General features: G+C 70.7%; 15 protein-coding genes. 8 read left to right on the top strand and 7 right to left on the bottom strand.

What is annotated here, in order from left to right; translation table 11 throughout:
* Window positions 1–37: 37 nt before the first annotated feature.
* Window positions 38–403 (bottom strand): ArsR/SmtB family transcription factor, encoded by a 366-nt coding sequence (locus ABWI07_RS41825; protein WP_149256800.1) that lies wholly within the window; start codon window positions 401–403, stop codon window positions 38–40.
* A gap of 78 nt (window positions 404–481) precedes the next feature.
* On the opposite strand from ABWI07_RS41825, the gene ABWI07_RS41820 reads away from it, so the two are divergent.
* The 5 genes from ABWI07_RS41820 (at window position 482) to arsM (ending at window position 3,816) form a co-directional block, all read left to right on the top strand.
* Window positions 482–628, top strand: a complete 147-nt coding sequence (locus ABWI07_RS41820; RefSeq protein WP_160160825.1) for a hypothetical protein — start codon at window positions 482–484, stop codon at window positions 626–628.
* Window positions 629–677: 49 nt separating this feature from the next.
* Window positions 678–1,607 (top strand): FAD-dependent oxidoreductase, encoded by a 930-nt coding sequence (locus tag ABWI07_RS44545; RefSeq protein ID WP_502912898.1) that lies wholly within the window; start codon window positions 678–680, stop codon window positions 1,605–1,607.
* 262 nt (window positions 1,608–1,869) lie between these two features.
* The gene (locus tag ABWI07_RS41805; protein WP_353821934.1) at window positions 1,870–2,286 is read left to right on the top strand and encodes an ArsR/SmtB family transcription factor; all 417 of its coding nucleotides are present in this window, start codon (window positions 1,870–1,872) and stop codon (window positions 2,284–2,286) included.
* Between the two features lie 220 nt (window positions 2,287–2,506).
* The gene (locus ABWI07_RS41800) at window positions 2,507–2,998 is read left to right on the top strand and encodes a DUF2306 domain-containing protein (protein WP_353821933.1); all 492 of its coding nucleotides are present in this window, start codon (window positions 2,507–2,509) and stop codon (window positions 2,996–2,998) included.
* Complete coding sequence (gene arsM / locus ABWI07_RS41795) at window positions 2,995–3,816, top strand: arsenite methyltransferase (RefSeq protein WP_200841602.1); 822 nt, start codon at window positions 2,995–2,997, stop codon at window positions 3,814–3,816. The genes ABWI07_RS41800 and arsM overlap by 4 nt, the downstream gene beginning before the upstream one ends.
* 599 nt (window positions 3,817–4,415) lie before the next feature.
* Here the strand turns inward: arsM and ABWI07_RS41790 are convergent.
* The gene (locus ABWI07_RS41790; protein ID WP_353821932.1) at window positions 4,416–6,680 is read right to left on the bottom strand and encodes an alpha-glucosidase; all 2,265 of its coding nucleotides are present in this window, start codon (window positions 6,678–6,680) and stop codon (window positions 4,416–4,418) included.
* Window positions 6,677–7,297 carry a TetR/AcrR family transcriptional regulator gene (locus ABWI07_RS41785; RefSeq protein ID WP_353821931.1) on the bottom strand — a complete coding sequence of 207 codons (621 nt, stop codon included), beginning with the start codon at window positions 7,295–7,297 and terminating at the stop codon, window positions 6,677–6,679. The genes ABWI07_RS41790 and ABWI07_RS41785 overlap by 4 nt, the downstream gene beginning before the upstream one ends.
* A 560-nt stretch (window positions 7,298–7,857) precedes the next feature.
* On the opposite strand from ABWI07_RS41785, the gene ABWI07_RS41780 reads away from it, so the two are divergent.
* From ABWI07_RS41780 to ABWI07_RS41770, 3 genes are read left to right on the top strand one after another with little or no spacing between them, the layout of a single operon-like run.
* Complete coding sequence (locus ABWI07_RS41780) at window positions 7,858–9,126, top strand: ABC transporter substrate-binding protein (RefSeq protein ID WP_149256806.1); 1,269 nt, start codon at window positions 7,858–7,860, stop codon at window positions 9,124–9,126.
* On the top strand, window positions 9,126–10,061 hold the full coding sequence (locus ABWI07_RS41775; protein ID WP_353821930.1) for a carbohydrate ABC transporter permease: 936 nt from the start codon (window positions 9,126–9,128) through the stop codon (window positions 10,059–10,061). The genes ABWI07_RS41780 and ABWI07_RS41775 overlap by 1 nt, the downstream gene beginning before the upstream one ends.
* The gene (locus ABWI07_RS41770) at window positions 10,058–10,933 is read left to right on the top strand and encodes a carbohydrate ABC transporter permease (RefSeq protein WP_353821929.1); all 876 of its coding nucleotides are present in this window, start codon (window positions 10,058–10,060) and stop codon (window positions 10,931–10,933) included. The genes ABWI07_RS41775 and ABWI07_RS41770 overlap by 4 nt, the downstream gene beginning before the upstream one ends.
* 20 nt (window positions 10,934–10,953) lie before the next feature.
* Here ABWI07_RS41770 and ABWI07_RS41765 read toward each other — a convergent pair whose 3' ends face one another.
* The 4 genes from ABWI07_RS41765 to ABWI07_RS41750 are packed head-to-tail and all read right to left on the bottom strand — an operon-like array spanning window position 10,954 to window position 14,835.
* Window positions 10,954–11,715 (bottom strand): DeoR/GlpR family DNA-binding transcription regulator, encoded by a 762-nt coding sequence (locus ABWI07_RS41765; protein ID WP_149256809.1) that lies wholly within the window; start codon window positions 11,713–11,715, stop codon window positions 10,954–10,956.
* Between the two features lie 56 nt (window positions 11,716–11,771).
* Window positions 11,772–12,689 carry a carbohydrate kinase family protein gene (locus ABWI07_RS41760; RefSeq protein ID WP_149256810.1) on the bottom strand — a complete coding sequence of 306 codons (918 nt, stop codon included), beginning with the start codon at window positions 12,687–12,689 and terminating at the stop codon, window positions 11,772–11,774.
* Window positions 12,689–13,993 carry an alpha-glucosidase/alpha-galactosidase gene (locus ABWI07_RS41755; protein WP_353821928.1) on the bottom strand — a complete coding sequence of 435 codons (1,305 nt, stop codon included), beginning with the start codon at window positions 13,991–13,993 and terminating at the stop codon, window positions 12,689–12,691. The genes ABWI07_RS41760 and ABWI07_RS41755 overlap by 1 nt, the downstream gene beginning before the upstream one ends.
* Window positions 13,987–14,835, bottom strand: coding sequence for a class II fructose-bisphosphate aldolase (locus ABWI07_RS41750; protein ID WP_353821927.1), 849 nt, complete (start codon window positions 14,833–14,835; stop codon window positions 13,987–13,989). Before ABWI07_RS41750 ends, ABWI07_RS41755 begins: the two co-directional genes overlap by 7 nt.
* Window positions 14,836–14,950 lie beyond the last annotated feature (115 nt).

The following is a 14,950-nucleotide window of genomic DNA, read 5'->3' as shown; positions in this document are numbered from 1 at the left end:
TGCCTGTCTGGTCGGGGCGCGGGGGACAGGGCGCGGGTCAGGCCGGTGCTAGGGCCGGCAGGGCGAACAGGCCTGACAGGCGGGTCAGCCTGTCCGGCACCACCCGGTAGTACACCCACGTGCCGCGCCGTTCACCCTCGATGAGCCCGGCCTGGCGCAACACCTTCAGGTGGTGGGAGATGGTCGGCGCGGTGAGCTCGAACGGGCCGGTCAGGTCGCATACGCACGCCTCGCCGCCCTCGACCGAGGCGATCAGGTTCAGCAGGCGCAACCGCACCGGGTCGGACAGCGCCTTGAACACCTTGGCCAGCCCGGCCGCCTCCGCCTCGCTCAACGTCGGCCCGCTCAACGGTGCGCAGCAGACGGGGTCGGTCACGTCCTCGAGCTCCAGCAACTTAGACATGTCTCTAATTTGACATCCATCTATCCAGCGATGCAAACTGACGCCTGCTTAGACAAGCATCTAAACAGGGAGTCCGAGATGAGGACGTTGCTCTCCAAGATCACTGGCCGTCGCGTCAAGGCCGTCGCCTTCTGCGAGACCTGCGACCAGGTGTGCACGCCCACATGCCGCTCGTCCGCACACGTCGACCGCGTCACCACCGCCGCCTACCGCGCCCGCCTCTGAGCAGCTTCCCCGGCGCCGACACCCATTACCGAACGGACAAGGAGTCATCGTGAACGACGAGACCGGACGACCCGAGCCTGCCGCGTCCCCGAACGCCTCCACCGGTGCGAGCAGCTGCTGTGGTGTCAGCGCCTGCTGCGCCGAGGCAGAGCAGAGCGTGAACCCGGACGTCACCGTCCAGCAGGCCAAGACCGACGCCGGCTGCGGCTGCGTCGAGGACGGGAACCCCGGCGGCCTTCCCGTCGTGGTGATCGGCGCGGGACCGGTCGGGCTCGCCGCCGCCGCCCATCTCGCCGAACGCGACCAGGACTTCCTCGTCGTGGAGGCCGGGGGAGAAGTGGGCGCGGCGATCTCGGAGTGGGGGCACGTCCGGCTGTTCTCGCCCTGGCGGTACGACACCGACGCCGCCGCCCGGCGGCTGCTGGAGCCGACCGGGTGGCGTCTGCCCGACCCCGAGGCGCTGCCGACGGGCGCAGAACTCGTCCGCGACTACCTGGCTCCGCTCGCGGCGGTGCCCGCGCTGGCCGACCGGATCCGCACCGGCACCCGCGTGGTGGCGGTGACCCGGCAGGGAGCGGACGTGACCCGCACGGTCGGCCGTGAGGAGCGTCCGCTGCTGGTCCGCGCAGTGGGTCCTGACGGCGCAGTAGAGGACATCGCCGCCCGCGCGGTCATCGACGCGTCCGGTACCTGGGGCCGCGGCAACCCGCTCGGCCACTCGGGCCTGCCCGCCCCTGGCGAGGACCAGGCCGCCGATCACATCACGGGCCCGCTGCCGGACGTGCTGGGCCGCGACCGTGTCCGCTTCGGTACGCGACGCCCGGGACCGAGGCCTCCTGCGCGCACAGCCGATGTTCAACCGCCTCACTACCACCGGCGTGGCCTGGCCCGACGGCAGAACCGAGGACTGCGACGCGATCATCTGGTGCACCGGCTTCCGGCCGGCGCTGAGCCACCTCACGCCGCTCGGCCTGCGTGACGGGACGGGATACATACCGACCGGCGGCGGAACCCGGGCACTGGCTGAACCCCGGCTGCACCTGCTCGGCTACGGCGACTGGACCGGCCCCGGATCAGCCACCCTGGTCGGCGCAGGCAGAACCGCAAGAGACGCCGTCCGCGACATCACCGCCCAACTCGCCCCCGAGTAGACGCTGTCGCAGCTCGTACGCCAGGTTCCGTGTGGCTCCAGAATGTCGGCGACAGTTCACAATTACACAAGACAGTGTCATAGTGGAGTTGTGGAGGACGAGACACCCGAGTGTTGCCCCTCGGTACTGGAACCGGGACCCGCGCTGACCCTGCCGGCGCGGGCGGGCAAGCCGCCGCTGGCCGAACGGCCGCTGCTCGACCAACTCCAGGCGTCGCAGCTCGTGGTGTTGTTCAAGGTGCTGGGCAACGACACCCGCCTGAGATTGCTGCACGCGCTCCATCGCGACGGCGAGGTGCCGGTGGGGGAACTGGCCGAGCAGGTGGGGATGCGGCCGCAGGCGATCTCCAATCAACTGCAGCGACTGACCGACCGAGGCATGGTGGCGGCTCGCCGGGACGGCAACCGGATCTTCTATTCGATCGCCGACCCCTGCATCCCCGCCGTGCTGGACCTGGCCTTTTGCCTGACCGAGGAGACGGCGGTGGCCGGTGATGACCCGACATGAGCGGAACGGTCTGACCGGGCGGCGTCCCGCGGGGCCGAGGACATGGACATCCCGCCCCTCTGAGCCGAGCGACTGCGCCGCGACGTCGCCGGCAAGCGCGGGCACCCCGAATGCCTGGTGATCGTGCCGGGCGCCGACCATCTGCTGATGGAGAACTGCCCGCTCTGCTCGCCGGCCTGCTGGCCGTGTTCCTCACCGCGCGACCCGAAGGGTGAGACCCATGCTGCTGGACAGCGTGATCGTTGTGCACATTGCGGCCGGCCTTACCGCCGTCGTCACCGGGATCGTTGCGATGCGCGTGCCGAAAAGACCGGGTCGGCACCCGCGCAGCGGCCGGGTCTACCTCGGCGCCCTGGTCGTCGTCGCGGTCACCGCGTCCGGCATCGCCGCCGTCCGGCCCCGCACCACCTACCTGCTGATCTTCGGAGCCCTGGCGCTCACCTCCGCAGGCGCGGGGTACGCGGCCCGCCGGATGCGGTGGCACGGATGGCCGCGCCACCACATGGCCGCCATGGCGATCTCCTACATCACCTTGCTGACCGCCTTCTACGTTGACAACGGCCCCCGGCTCCCGCTCTGGAAGCTGCTGCCTCCGATCACCTTCTGGTTCCTGCCCACCGGGATCGGCCTGCCGCTGCTGCTACGGGCACTCCACCGGTTCCCCTCATCGACTAGACCGGATCCCACCTTCCGTGAGGAGGCCGCCCCATGATCGATCCAGATGACACCGACATGGCCGCTCCGTCCGGATCAAAGGACGACAGCCAGGTGCGTGACCAGGTCCGAGCCCACTACGCTGCCGTCGCCCGAGCGGTCACCGCCCAAACCGGCGGCTGCTGCTCCGACTCGTCCCAGGGTGACGACTGCTGTACCGTCCCCACCGGACTGGACGAACAGGGGTTCGGGGCCGCCCGATACACCGAACACGACCGCTCACATCTGCCCAGAGAAGCGCTGGCCGCCAGTCTCGGTTGCGGAAATCCGCTCATGGTCGCCGAACTGGCCGACGGCGACACTGTCCTGGACCTGGGGTCGGGCGGCGGAATCGACGTCCTGCTGTCGGCCCGCCGGGTCGGTCCCGGCGGCAAGGTCTACGGCCTGGACATGACCGAGGAGATGCTCGAACTGGCCAGGCGCAACGCGCGCGAGGCCGGCGCCGCCAATGTGGAATTCCTCAAAGGCCACATGGAAGAGATACCGCTCCCCGACGACCACGTCGATGTGGTCATCTCCAATTGCGTGGTGAATCTGTCCACCGACAAGCCCGCGGTCTTTGCCGAAACCCATCGGGTCCTGCGGCCTGGCGGCCGTCTCGGCATCAGCGACGTCGTCGCCGAGAACCACCTGACTCCGGACGACCGTGCTGCGCGCGGCGGCCACACCGCCTGCATCGCGGGAGCCCTCACCTTCGCCGAGTACCGTGATCATCTGATCGCCGCCGGCTTCACCGATGTCACGATCACCCCCACACGGCAGCTCATCGACGGAACGCACTCGGCGATCGTTCAAGCCGCCAAACCCGAGAACTGACCTGCGCCTGGACCGAGGCCCGCTGACCGGGTGTCAACTTAACGGCTGGTCTTGGTTGGCAGCGGATGGGTGAGGTAAGGCGGCTCTCGAAGGCGATCTGAAACGCGTTCAGGGATGCCTTCCAGCTGGTCCATTGCTCGCGGAACGACACGGGTTCCTCTCCTGCAGCCAGGAAGCCACGGGAGCCGGTTTCGGGAGCCACCGTACGCTTCGCAGATTCCCGATGCGCTCACACGGGCGGTCGATCATCGTGAGTGCCCCGATCAAGGGGCGGTCGAGGTCGGTGGCGAACTGCAATTGGGCCAACCAAAGACGGGGTTGCAGACCCGTCTGGTTGCCCGTGGAGGTCGCCGATCTCGTGGTGCTGCTGGTGTCGGGCCGGGCGAAACTGACAGGCGCTGTCTCCAGAATCGACGGCGGCAGGGTGTCGACGTGGTAGAGGGTCGCACCCGGCACGCCCGCCGTCTGATCCGGAGCAGCCAGTTGACATTCAGGTGATCGCGGACCGCTCCGGTCTTGTTCGGCGTTGGCGGGTGTCCTGCGCAGCAGCGCGCATGACCTGCCCTGACCCGCTGGCGGCCTTGGCGCGCACCCTGCCGTCACGGCGGTGTGGCCAGTTCGGCCCGCCGAAGGGCGGCGCGGATCTCGGTTCCCTGCGGGTCGCCCTGGCGGACGAAGGCGGCGGGTGTGCCAAGCGGTGCGGGCACGATGAGTTGCACGGCCCGATCGCGGTCACCGTAGGCACGCCCGGTGAAGACGTTGATCCAGCGCCCCGCCGGCAGATGGACCGGTACCGTCGACGCGCCTGGCTTCAGGACGGGCGCCACCAGCAGGGCGGAGCCGAAGAAGAACTGGTCATCGGCTGCGGCGGCCGGGCTGCCGGGATGGACGAGCCAGGTGTGCCGGAGAGCGGGCAGTCCCCGGGTGGCGGCTTCGCGTTCCACGGTCGCGCGGTAGTCGGCGAGGGCTGCGTAGATGCGGCTGGCCCGGGCGAACGCGGCACGGCTCTGCTCCGTGTCGTAGACCTGCGCGTTCTTGGCGGGCTGGTTGCCCTCGTGCGTGCGGAAGAAGACTCCGAAGGCCGCCAGCTCGGCCCACCGTTGCAGGAGTTCCGCGGAACGGTGGTAGTTCCCGAGCGGAGTGTCCACGCCGGTGTAGCCGCCGATGTCGCTGTGGGTCAACGTCATGCCGGAAACCCCTCCCGACAGCATTCCGCGCAGGGCTGAGGCCAGGCCGTCCTGGGCATCCCAGTCGACGAGTTGGTCACCTGCCCAGAACAGCGGGGCCTGCCCGGCCGAGCCGGTATAGGCCGAGCGCATGAAGTAGACGCAGTCGGGCCGGTCAGCCAGCTCGCACGCGCGCCGGTTGACCTTCGCCCACTCCATCGGCCACCGGTTGTGCAGCTCGGCCGGGTCGCCGGAGTACAGCTTGGCGTCGAACGGCAGACCCTCGCCGAAATCGGCCATCCAGCCGTCCACTCCGGCCCCGGCGACCTCGGTGGCGATGGCCCGCGCGTACCAGAGGCGCGCGTGCGGATTGGTGAAGTCGACCAGCGCGGCCGAGAAACCGCCCTGATCGAGCATGTACGGAGATCCATCGGCCCTGGCGACCAGGTAACCGCGGTCCCGGGCCTCGGCGAGCAGGTTCCTTGGCGCGGCGCCTGATCCGCCGGGCGGGTCGACGAGGAACGGGTTGACGTAGGTCAGCACCTTGATGCCGCGTTCGTGCAGGTCCTTGACCAGGTCGTCCCACCCGGGATAGCGGTTCTTGTCGAGCTGCCAGGTCCACCACAGCCTGTCACCGAATGACGTCGTGCGCTGTCCGGACCAGTCCTGCAGCCAGACTGCGGCGATCTTGGTGCCGGACGCCGACATCTCGTCCACGATGCGGCGGACCCTGGCGGTACCGCCTTGCAGGCCGAGGACGGCGCCGTCCCGCGTCCATGCGGGAAGGGCGCCCATCCGTCCGGTCGAGGCGGTATGCGCGGCAAGCACCTCGGCGGGGGAGGCGCCGGCGTACAACTCGGCGCCCTGGCGTGGGCCCCAGGTCTGGGCGACCGCCAGGCCTGGCCGAGACAGGTCGAGCACCGAGTAACGGCCGCCGGTCAGCGCGAACCCACGGTTGGAGCTGGTCGCATAGAAGGGGATAGGGGCGTAGGTGGTGTCCCATGAACCGCCCTGGCCTGAGACCAGGTCCACCATCGCCGTCAGCGGCTGACGGCCCCGGCCGATGCCCTGTTCCCGGACGATGACCGGGATCCGCCGGCCGGCCAGGTCGAACGACGTGAACTGCTCGCCGAACCCGTGGAACCGCTCGCCGCTTCCCCGTTCGGAGGCCAGCGCCACCACATCGGGCCGGCGGTGCACTCCGGAGCCGGTCACCGTGCCGACCTCCAGGTGCATAGCGAGGCGCCCCTGCCCGGCAGCGGAGACACGCCACTGGTAGGGGGCCTTCAGAGGGCCGCCTGTGAGCGTTCCCCCGACCACCACGTCCCCACCTGAGCGGCCGACGCGGTCGATGCTCTGGTCGGCCAGCGTCCAGGCGATCAGCTCACTCGGCGTGAACATGCCGGTCCGATCGCGCCACGACAGCCGCCCCAGCCCAGCTGCGGCGAACGCTCGTCCGGGGACACCGGCCCAGACGGTGCGGCCGCCCGAGGTCACCGCCAGCCGAGCCTGCCCGCCGGGACGGCTCACCGTCACTCGGAACCCGCCTGCCGCGAGGCTTCCCGTAGTACCGGGCGCGAGTGTGAGCGAACCCGGCGACAGGGTGTCCAGTACGCCCGCCTCGGCCGTGGACGCCGTCAGCGGGAGAACAACGATCGGCAGCAGCAGGCCGGCCAGCCATCTGGAGCGCAACATCATCTCGATTCACCTTCCCGGCCGCCAGGCGCGAGGTAGCGGTCCAGCAGGTCGTGGAGCTGGTCGTCGAGTTCGGTCACCGAGACGCCGTCGGCCATCGTCGCCGCCGACAACACGAAGGACTGCGCGGTGAGCAGTACCGTCCGTGCCATCACACCCGACGGCAGTCCCCGCACGGTTCCGCCTCGGCGCCCTTCGGCGAGCATCGATTCGATCCGGTCGAGCATCACGTCCTGGCTGACGCCGCGCCGGTCGAACAGGTAAGGAACCAGCAACTCGGGATCGACCTCCACGATCCGCCTCAGCAGTGGGTCGGAACGAAGCCCGGCGGCCACCGCGACCAGGACGTCCACGATCTCCCCCCGGTCGCCCGGTGGGTCACCGCTGCCCAGGACGCCGTCCACTACGGCCAGCCACTGCCCGGTCATGACCTCCGCCACCAGCGTCTGGACATCGGGCCAGCGGCGGTAGAGCGTCTGCCGTGACGTCCCCGCCCGGCGCGCGATGTCGGCCATGGTGGTCCGGCGCATCCCCATGGTCAGCAGGCACTCGCGCGCCGCCTCCAGAACCGCTTCGTCACTGACCGGCCGCCGCGACCGGTTCTGCGACCCCGACCTCACCGGCTCATCTCCGCGAACACGAAGCGGACACTTTCACGTTGATTGTCACACCGTCAAGGATCTGTGGCCGACGGGCCGGTATCCCCGCTTCCGTCGATGAGGTCGCCCGCCCATCAAGGGGCCGTGCCGGTTCAGCCAACTCCAGCGACCCCTTGCCGACTGTGATGACGGCCGCTGCGATCGCCGGCCCGATGGTGCCCCGGCGGGCGCGACTCGCCGGCACCCGGTCGGTGATCCGGTCGCCGGCGAGGATCCCGATGACCGGCCCGACTGCGGTCACACGGCCCCGGCCGTGCTGAGCGGCGGCGAGCAGGTGGTTCGTGGCGGAGGCGATCGACAAGGTCCGGTGATGACGGTGAGGGGGGCCGACGTGCCCGGCCAGCGGAGTGACGGCGCCGAAGCCAGCAAGACAGTGCAGGAAAACTGCAAGTTTATGCTTGATTGACGGGCTTACCGTACACAAACCCCCAATCTGCCCGACACTCCCTTGCCGTCTGAGCGATTGTGTTCTAAAGTGCCGCGCAACCTGCACAATCGAGCACGATCATCTGGAGGCGATCATGAGGCAGTCGAGCGGCCGCCGCATCACCGCGCTGTTCACCGGGGTCGTCCTCCTGGCCGGGTCCGGCTCGGGCTGCGGTTCCGGCGGCGAAAGCGCACACAAGATCACGTTCTGGCACGGGTACACCGACGCCCAGGCGGCCGCGATCACCAAGCTGGTCGGCGAGTGGAACGCCGCGCACCCCGGCCGGAAGGTGGAGCCGGTCTTCAGCAACAACGACAACACCCTGCAGAAGACGCTGGCGTCGTTCGTGTCCGGCAAGGCGCCGTCGGTCGCCTACCAGTACGGCTCGTCGATCACCGCGCTCACCGGCCGCCGGCAGACCCAGGACCTGACGCCGCTGGTCAACGGCAGCCCGGACTTCGCCTGGAACGACTTCTTCCCGGCGGCCCGTCAGGGGGCGACCGCGTCCGGCAAGATCTACGGGATCCCCGCCCTGGTGGACAACCTCGGCCTCGTCTACAACAAGAAGATGTTCGACGCGGCCGGCGTCGACTACCCCAAGCCTTCCTGGACCTGGGACGACTTCCGGGAGGCGGCCAGGAAGCTCTCCGGGGGGAACAAGTACGGCTGGGCCTACGTCAACGACGGTACCGAGGACACCGTGTGGCGGTTCCTGGCCCTGCTGTGGCAGGCGGGCGGCGACCTGCTCGACGCCGGGAACAAGAAGGCCGCGTTCGACTCCCCGGCCGGGCGGCAGGCGATGCGACTGCTGGCCGACATGGCGGTGACCGACAAGTCCGTATACCTCGACACCGGCGACCAGCAGTACCTCAACCTGTTCAACTCTGGACGGATCGCCATGCTCTGGACCGGGCCGTGGGACCTCGGCTCGATCAACGAGGACGTCTCCTACGGCGTCCAGTACCTGCCGGGCAAGGTCACCCACGCCACCATCTCCGGCCCCGACAACTACATGGTGTTCGACAAGAAGGCCAAGGACGCCGCCTGGCCGTTCCTGAAGTGGCTGACCTCTCCGCAGGTCCACCTGCGGTACGCGGTGCAGACGGGAGACCTGCCGCTGCGCGCCTCGGAGCAGCGGCTGCCCGAGTACAAGGCCTACCTGGCGAAGTATCCGGACAACAAGGTCTTCATCGACAACCTCGAAAAGAACGTCACCAAGTCCCGTCCGAACATCGCCCAGTACCCGCAGATCTCGCAGGTTCTCGGGACGGCCGTCCAGGCGGTGCTGCTGGGCAAGAAGCAGCCGGAGGCGGCCCTGCGGGACGCGGCAGCCGAGGTCGACCGGATCCTGGCGGGCTCCTGATGGCGGCCACCACCCTGCCCGCGCACACCGCGCGAGAGGGACGCCCGCGCCGGTCTCGGCGGCGGCTGGGCGACCACCTGGCCGGCTGGGGGTTCGTCTCCCCGGCGATCCTGCTGATCGGGCTCTTCGGCATGCTGCCGGTGCTGTGGTCGTTCTGGCTGTCGTTCCAGGACACCGACCTGACCTCGCCGGGGACCTTCGCGGGCGGCGCCAAGTACGCGGAACTGGTGAAGGATCCGCTGATGTGGCAGGCCGCCAAGCGGTCGGCGGTCTACACCGTGCTGTTCGTGCCGCTGACGATGGCGCTGGCGCTGCCCATCGCGGTGCTGCTCAACCAGCGGATCCGCGGGATCACGCTGTACCGGATGGCGGTGTTCGTGCCGCTGGTCACCTCCACCGTCGCCACCGGGATCATCTTCAACTGGCTGCTCAACCCGCAGTTCGGCCCGGTCAACGCCGCGCTCGCCAAGGCCGGGATGCCGAAGCAGGGCTTCTTCCAGAGTCCAGGGGAGGCCCTGTACGCGCTGCTGGCCATGACGGTGTGGGGGTGGCTGGGCTTCGCGGTCATCATCTACCTCGCCGCGCTGCAGACCGTCCCGAAGGACCTGATGGAGGCGGCGTCGCTGGACGGCTGCGGCCGGCTGCGCGCGTTCCGGCACGTCGAGCTGCCGCTGCTGGCGCCCGCGTCCGGATTCCTGCTGGTCTGGCTGACGATCAACTCGCTGCAGCTGTTCGACGAGGTGTACGTCACGACGAAGGGCGGGCCGCTGCGCGCGACCACGGTCGTGGTCTACCACCTGTACAACAAGGCGTTCGTCGACTTCGACGGCGGCTACGCCGCGGCGGTCGGCTGCGTGCTGTTCCTGGTGATCCTCGCGGTGACCTTGCTGCAGCTCGCGATCAACCGCCGCTTCTCCCTCACTGAGGCCCGATGAGCATCACGACGATGGATCCCGCGAGGACGGGCGCCGCGACGGCGCGCCCGTCCGCGAAGTCCCGGTCGCGGCGGCCGAGCCCGCTGCACCTGGTCCTGCTGCCGCTCTCGCTGGTCATGGTGTCGCCGCTGCTGTGGATGGTGCTGCTGTCGATCTCCACCAGGGCCGAGACGCGGCGGTTCCCGCCCGGGCTGCCCTCGGGCGTGCGGTGGCAGAACTACACGGCGGCGCTGCGGGACGCCCCGCTGGAGCACTGGCTCGGCAACAGCGCGCTGGTGTCGGTCAGCTGCGTGGCCGGCAACCTGGTCTTCTGCTCGCTGGCCGGGTACGCCTTCGCGCGCATCCGGTTCCTCGGGAGCCGGGCCCTGTTCGTGGCGGTGCTGGCCACGCTGATGGTGCCGTTCCAGATCGTCATGCTGCCGATGCTGATCATGGTGCGGGCGGTCGGGCTCACCGACACGCTCGGCGCCCTGATCGTGCCCAACCTGGCGACCGCGTTCGGCGTCTTCCTGCTGCGGCAGTTCTTCACGACGGTGCCGCGGGAACTTGAGGAGGCGGCGCGGATCGACGGAGCGGGACGGCTGCGGATCCTGTTCCAGGTGATGCTGCCGCTGATGCGCCCCACCCTCGCGACGCTGGCGGTCCTGACGTTCCTGCAGACGTGGAACGACTTCCTCTGGCCGCTGATCGCGGTGCCGAGTCCCGAGCACATGACCGTCCAGCTCGGACTGCAGACCTTCCAGGGCGCGCACGCGACGGACTGGCCGCGGCTGATGGCCGGGACGGTGATCAGCCAGTTGCCGGTCTTCGTGCTGTTCTTCGTGGCCCAGCGCTTCTTCGTCCGGTCGGTGGCGACCGCGGGCCTGAAGTAGGAGCCGGAGGTGACCGCGGCTCAGGCCACGGTCACCTCGACGCCGGCCGCCTGGATCCGGTCGAGCTCCGCCCGATCGGCCCCGGAGTCGGTGATCAGCATGTCGACCTCCTCGATCGGGGCGATCCGGGAGAACGCGCGGTGTCCGATCTTGGAACCGTCGGCGAGGACCACGACCCGGCGGGTGGCGCGCATCAGGCAGTGGTCGGTGCGCGCCTCGATCTCGTCGTGGGTACTGATCCCGGCCTCGGCGTCGATGCCGTCCACGCCGAGGAAGACCAGGTCGAGGCTGATGTCGGCCAGGGTCTTGTCGGCGATCGGCCCGACCAGCTCGTACGACTCGGGCCGGACGCCGCCGCCGGTGACGACGAGGTCGATGGCGGGCCGCACCGACAGGTCGGCGGCGATGTTGAGGGCGTTGGTCACGACCTTGAGCGTCCGGCCGGTGGACAGCAGCCGGGCCAGCTCGGTGATGGTGGTGCCGCCGTTGAAGCCGACCGAGTGCACCGAGCCGTCGACGAGCCGCACCGCGGCCTGCGCGATGCGGCGCTTCTCCTCCTGGGAGCGGCCGCCGCGGTAGCGCATCGGCAGCTCGTAGATCACCTCGGCCGCCATCGCGCCGCCGTGCGTGCGCTTGAGGAGCTGCTGCTCCTCGAGGAGTTGCAGGTCGCGGCGGATGGAGGCGGGCGATGCCTCCAGCTCGGCCGCCAGGTCGACAACACTCACCGAGCCGTGCTGGGCGAGCTTGTCCAGGATGAGGGGCAGGCGGTTCTGCTGACGCATCCGATCATTTTAGAGTAGAAATGATGCGCGCAAATAAGTGTTTGACCGGAAAACGGTCACGCCATCTGTGCGAGTGCCTCGGGCAGGGTCGGCTGGCCGGCGGTTCCCCCGGCCGCCCGGGTGGACAGCGCCCCGCACGCCGCGCCGAGCCGCAGCGCGTGGCGCAGCTCCCCCCGGTCGAGCCAGCCCGCGAGGAAACCGGCGTCGAAGCTGTCCCCCGCCCCGACGGTGTCGACCGGCTCTGCGGCCGGAGCGTCCACGTGGACGGCCGTGCCGTCCCGCATCGCGACGGCGCCCATCGCGCCCCGCTTGACGACCGGGACGCAGCCGTCGCCCCCCAGCGAGGCGAGCGCCCCGGCCAGGTCGTCCGCACCGCTCAGCGCGAGCGCCTCCGCCTCGTTCGGCAGCAGGAAGGTGCACTCGGCGACCAGGCCGGGGGCCAGCTCCCACAGCCCCGCCGGATCGTCGTTCGTGTCCAGCGAGGTCGTCGCGCCGACCGCGCGGCGCTCCCGCAGCAGCGCCGGCAGCGCCCGCGCGAGCCTCGGCTGCAGGAAGTAGGACGCCGCGTGCACATGCCGCACCGCGAGGTCCGCGACGTCCGGGACGTGCTCGGGACCGTGCTCGACCAGGCACCCCGGGGCGGTGAGGATGGCCCGGTCGCCCCCGGGCCGGTTGAGGCACACGGTCAGCGCGGTCGGCAGCGCCGCGTGCCGGACGACGCAGGAGACGTCGACGCCCGCCGTGCTCAGCGCGTCCAGAACGAAGTCGCCCGCGGCGTCCCGGCCGACCAGCCCGGCGAAGGCGGTGGCCAGCCCGAGCCGGGCCGCGCCGTGCGCCGCGATCGCCGCGGACCCGCCGAGGGCGAGAACGCCGCCCCCGACGAGTGTCTCGGCCTGCCCGTACGGCGGCACCTCAGGCGCGCCGTGCACGAGGACGTCCGGGTTGGCGTCGCCGATGACCAGCAGGTCGAGCATCACGTCCTCCGCAGCGGGGCGGGCAGCGCGTCGCCGTGCGCGTCGGTGAGCGCGTCGCACAGCTCCCCGATGCGCTCGACGGGCAGCGCCGCGGCGGTCGCCGGGTCGCACATGGCGGCGTGCCGGACGTGCGCCGGGTCGCCCTCGACGGCGGCGGCGACGGTCAGTTCCACCACGTTGAGGAAGCTGCGGTTCAACGCCGCCAGCTGCGGGGGCAGCGCGCCGACGTGGTGGGGGTGGACGCCCATCCGGTCCACCGTAGCGGGGACCTCGACGGCCGCGCCCGCGGGCAGGTTGGTGATCAGGCCGGTGTTGGCGGTGGTGACCTGGATCGTCCGGCGCTCGCCGGTGGCGAGGCTGTGGATCACCTGCGGCGCGTACTCGACGGCGTCCTCGTCCTCGCGCGGCGCCGGGCGCTCACCGCGGGCCAGGCAGTCGCGGACCCGGGCGTACTCGGCCAGGTTCCCCGCGCTGATCCGGACGTACTCGCCGACCGGGATGCGCAGCCGCTCGATCTCGGCGTCGTCGCGCAGGTACCACGGGACGTACTCGGACGAGTGCTCGCTCGTCTCGGTCGGGTAGCGGCCGAGCCGCCGGTACATGTCGACGCGCACCCGCCTGGCGAGTCCGGGGTCGGCGGCGATCGCGGCGTCCAGCGCCGGGTACAGGTCCCGGCCCCGGTGCCGCCATTCCAGCACCCACGCCTGGTGGTTGACGCCCGCCGAGCGGAAGTCGACCTCCTCGAACGGCACCCCGACAAGCTCGGACAGGTCGCGGACCGTCCAGTACACGGAGTGGCACAGGCCGGCCGCCCTGACCTTCGGCGCGACGGCTGCGAGGTACTGCAGGTTCATCGCCATCGGGTTGGTGTAGTTGAGCAGCCAGGCGTCCGGGCAGACCGCGAGGATGTCGGCGGCCAGCCCGTCCAGCAGCGGGAAGGTGCGCAGCGCCCGGAAGATCCCACCGACGCCGAGAGTGTCGCCGATGGTCTGCCGGACGCCGAATCCGGCCGCGACCTCGAAGTCCTTCACCGTCGCGGCGTGCCCGCCGACCGCGACCATGTTGACGACGACGTCGGCGCCGTCCAGCGCGCGGCGGCGGTCCAGGGACGCGGTGATGGCGGGCGCGGCGCCGTGCTCCTCGGCGGTCAGCCTCGCCAGCCCCTCCGCCACCGCCAGCCGCTCGGGGTCGATGTCGTGCAGGGCGAGCCGGACGCCGCCGAGCTCCGGGAAGGACAGGATGTCGCGCAGCAGCTGCCGGGTGAACTCCACCGAGCCCGCGCCGACGAAGGCGATGTTCAGCATGCAGGGTGTCCAATGCTCTCGGAAGGACGGGACGAGACGACCTCCAGCAGGTGCGCCGCCTGGTCCCGCATGGCGTCGCGGGCGGGCGCGAGGTACCGGCGCGGGTCGACCTGCCCGTCCAGGGACGCGCGCACCGCCCCGGTGAACGCGATGTTGAGCGCCGTACCTATGTTGATCTTCAACATGCCGTGCCGCACCGCGCGGCGCAGCTCGTCGTCCCCGACCCCCGACGAGCCGTGCAGCACCAGCGGCACCGGCACGGCGTCGCGCAGCCGGGCGATCAGGTCGTGGTCGAGGACGGCGGTGCGCTCCGTCATGGCGTGCGAGCTGCCGACCGCGACCGCGAGGGCGTCCACACCGGTGGCGGCGGCGAACGCGGCGGCCTCGCCGGGATCGGTCCGGACGCCCGGCGCGTGCGCGCCGTCCTTGCCGCCGACCTCGCCGAGCTCGGCCTCCACCCACAGGCCCCGCTCGTGGGCCCAGGCGACGGCGGCGACGGTCCGCGCGACGTTCTCGCCGTAGTCGCGCTCGGACCCGTCGTACATCACCGATCCGAAGCCGTGGTCGGCGGCCTGCCGGAGCAGGTCGTCATCGGTCACGTGGTCGAGGTGCAGCGCCACCCTGGCGGTGGAGCCCTCGGCCACGGCTGCCGTGCCGGCCGCGATCGGGCCGAGTCGGCCGCCGTGGAACCGCACCGCGTTCTGGCTGATCTGGCAGATGACCGGCCGTCCGGTCCGCTCGGCCGCCGCGACGATCGCCTCGGCGTGCTCCAGCGTGATCACGTTGAACGCGGCGACGCCGCGGCCGGGCCGCACGAGCTCGGCCGTCCTCACCAGGGGCATGGTGTCTCCCTAACCTTCGGGGCCCGGCGCTGCCGCCGGAGAACGTCGGGGTCGAACTCGCCGGCGGCGGGCGCCGCGACCGCGGCGGCCGCCAGGGCGACGGCCTCGCCGAGCG

The sequence above is a fragment of the Actinomadura sp. NPDC000600 genome (genome assembly GCF_040492135.1).
GTDB lineage: Bacteria > Actinomycetota > Actinomycetes > Streptosporangiales > Streptosporangiaceae > Spirillospora.
The sequence above is the reverse complement of the archived record's forward strand: the minus strand, read 5'-3'. Positions and strand labels throughout refer to the sequence as shown.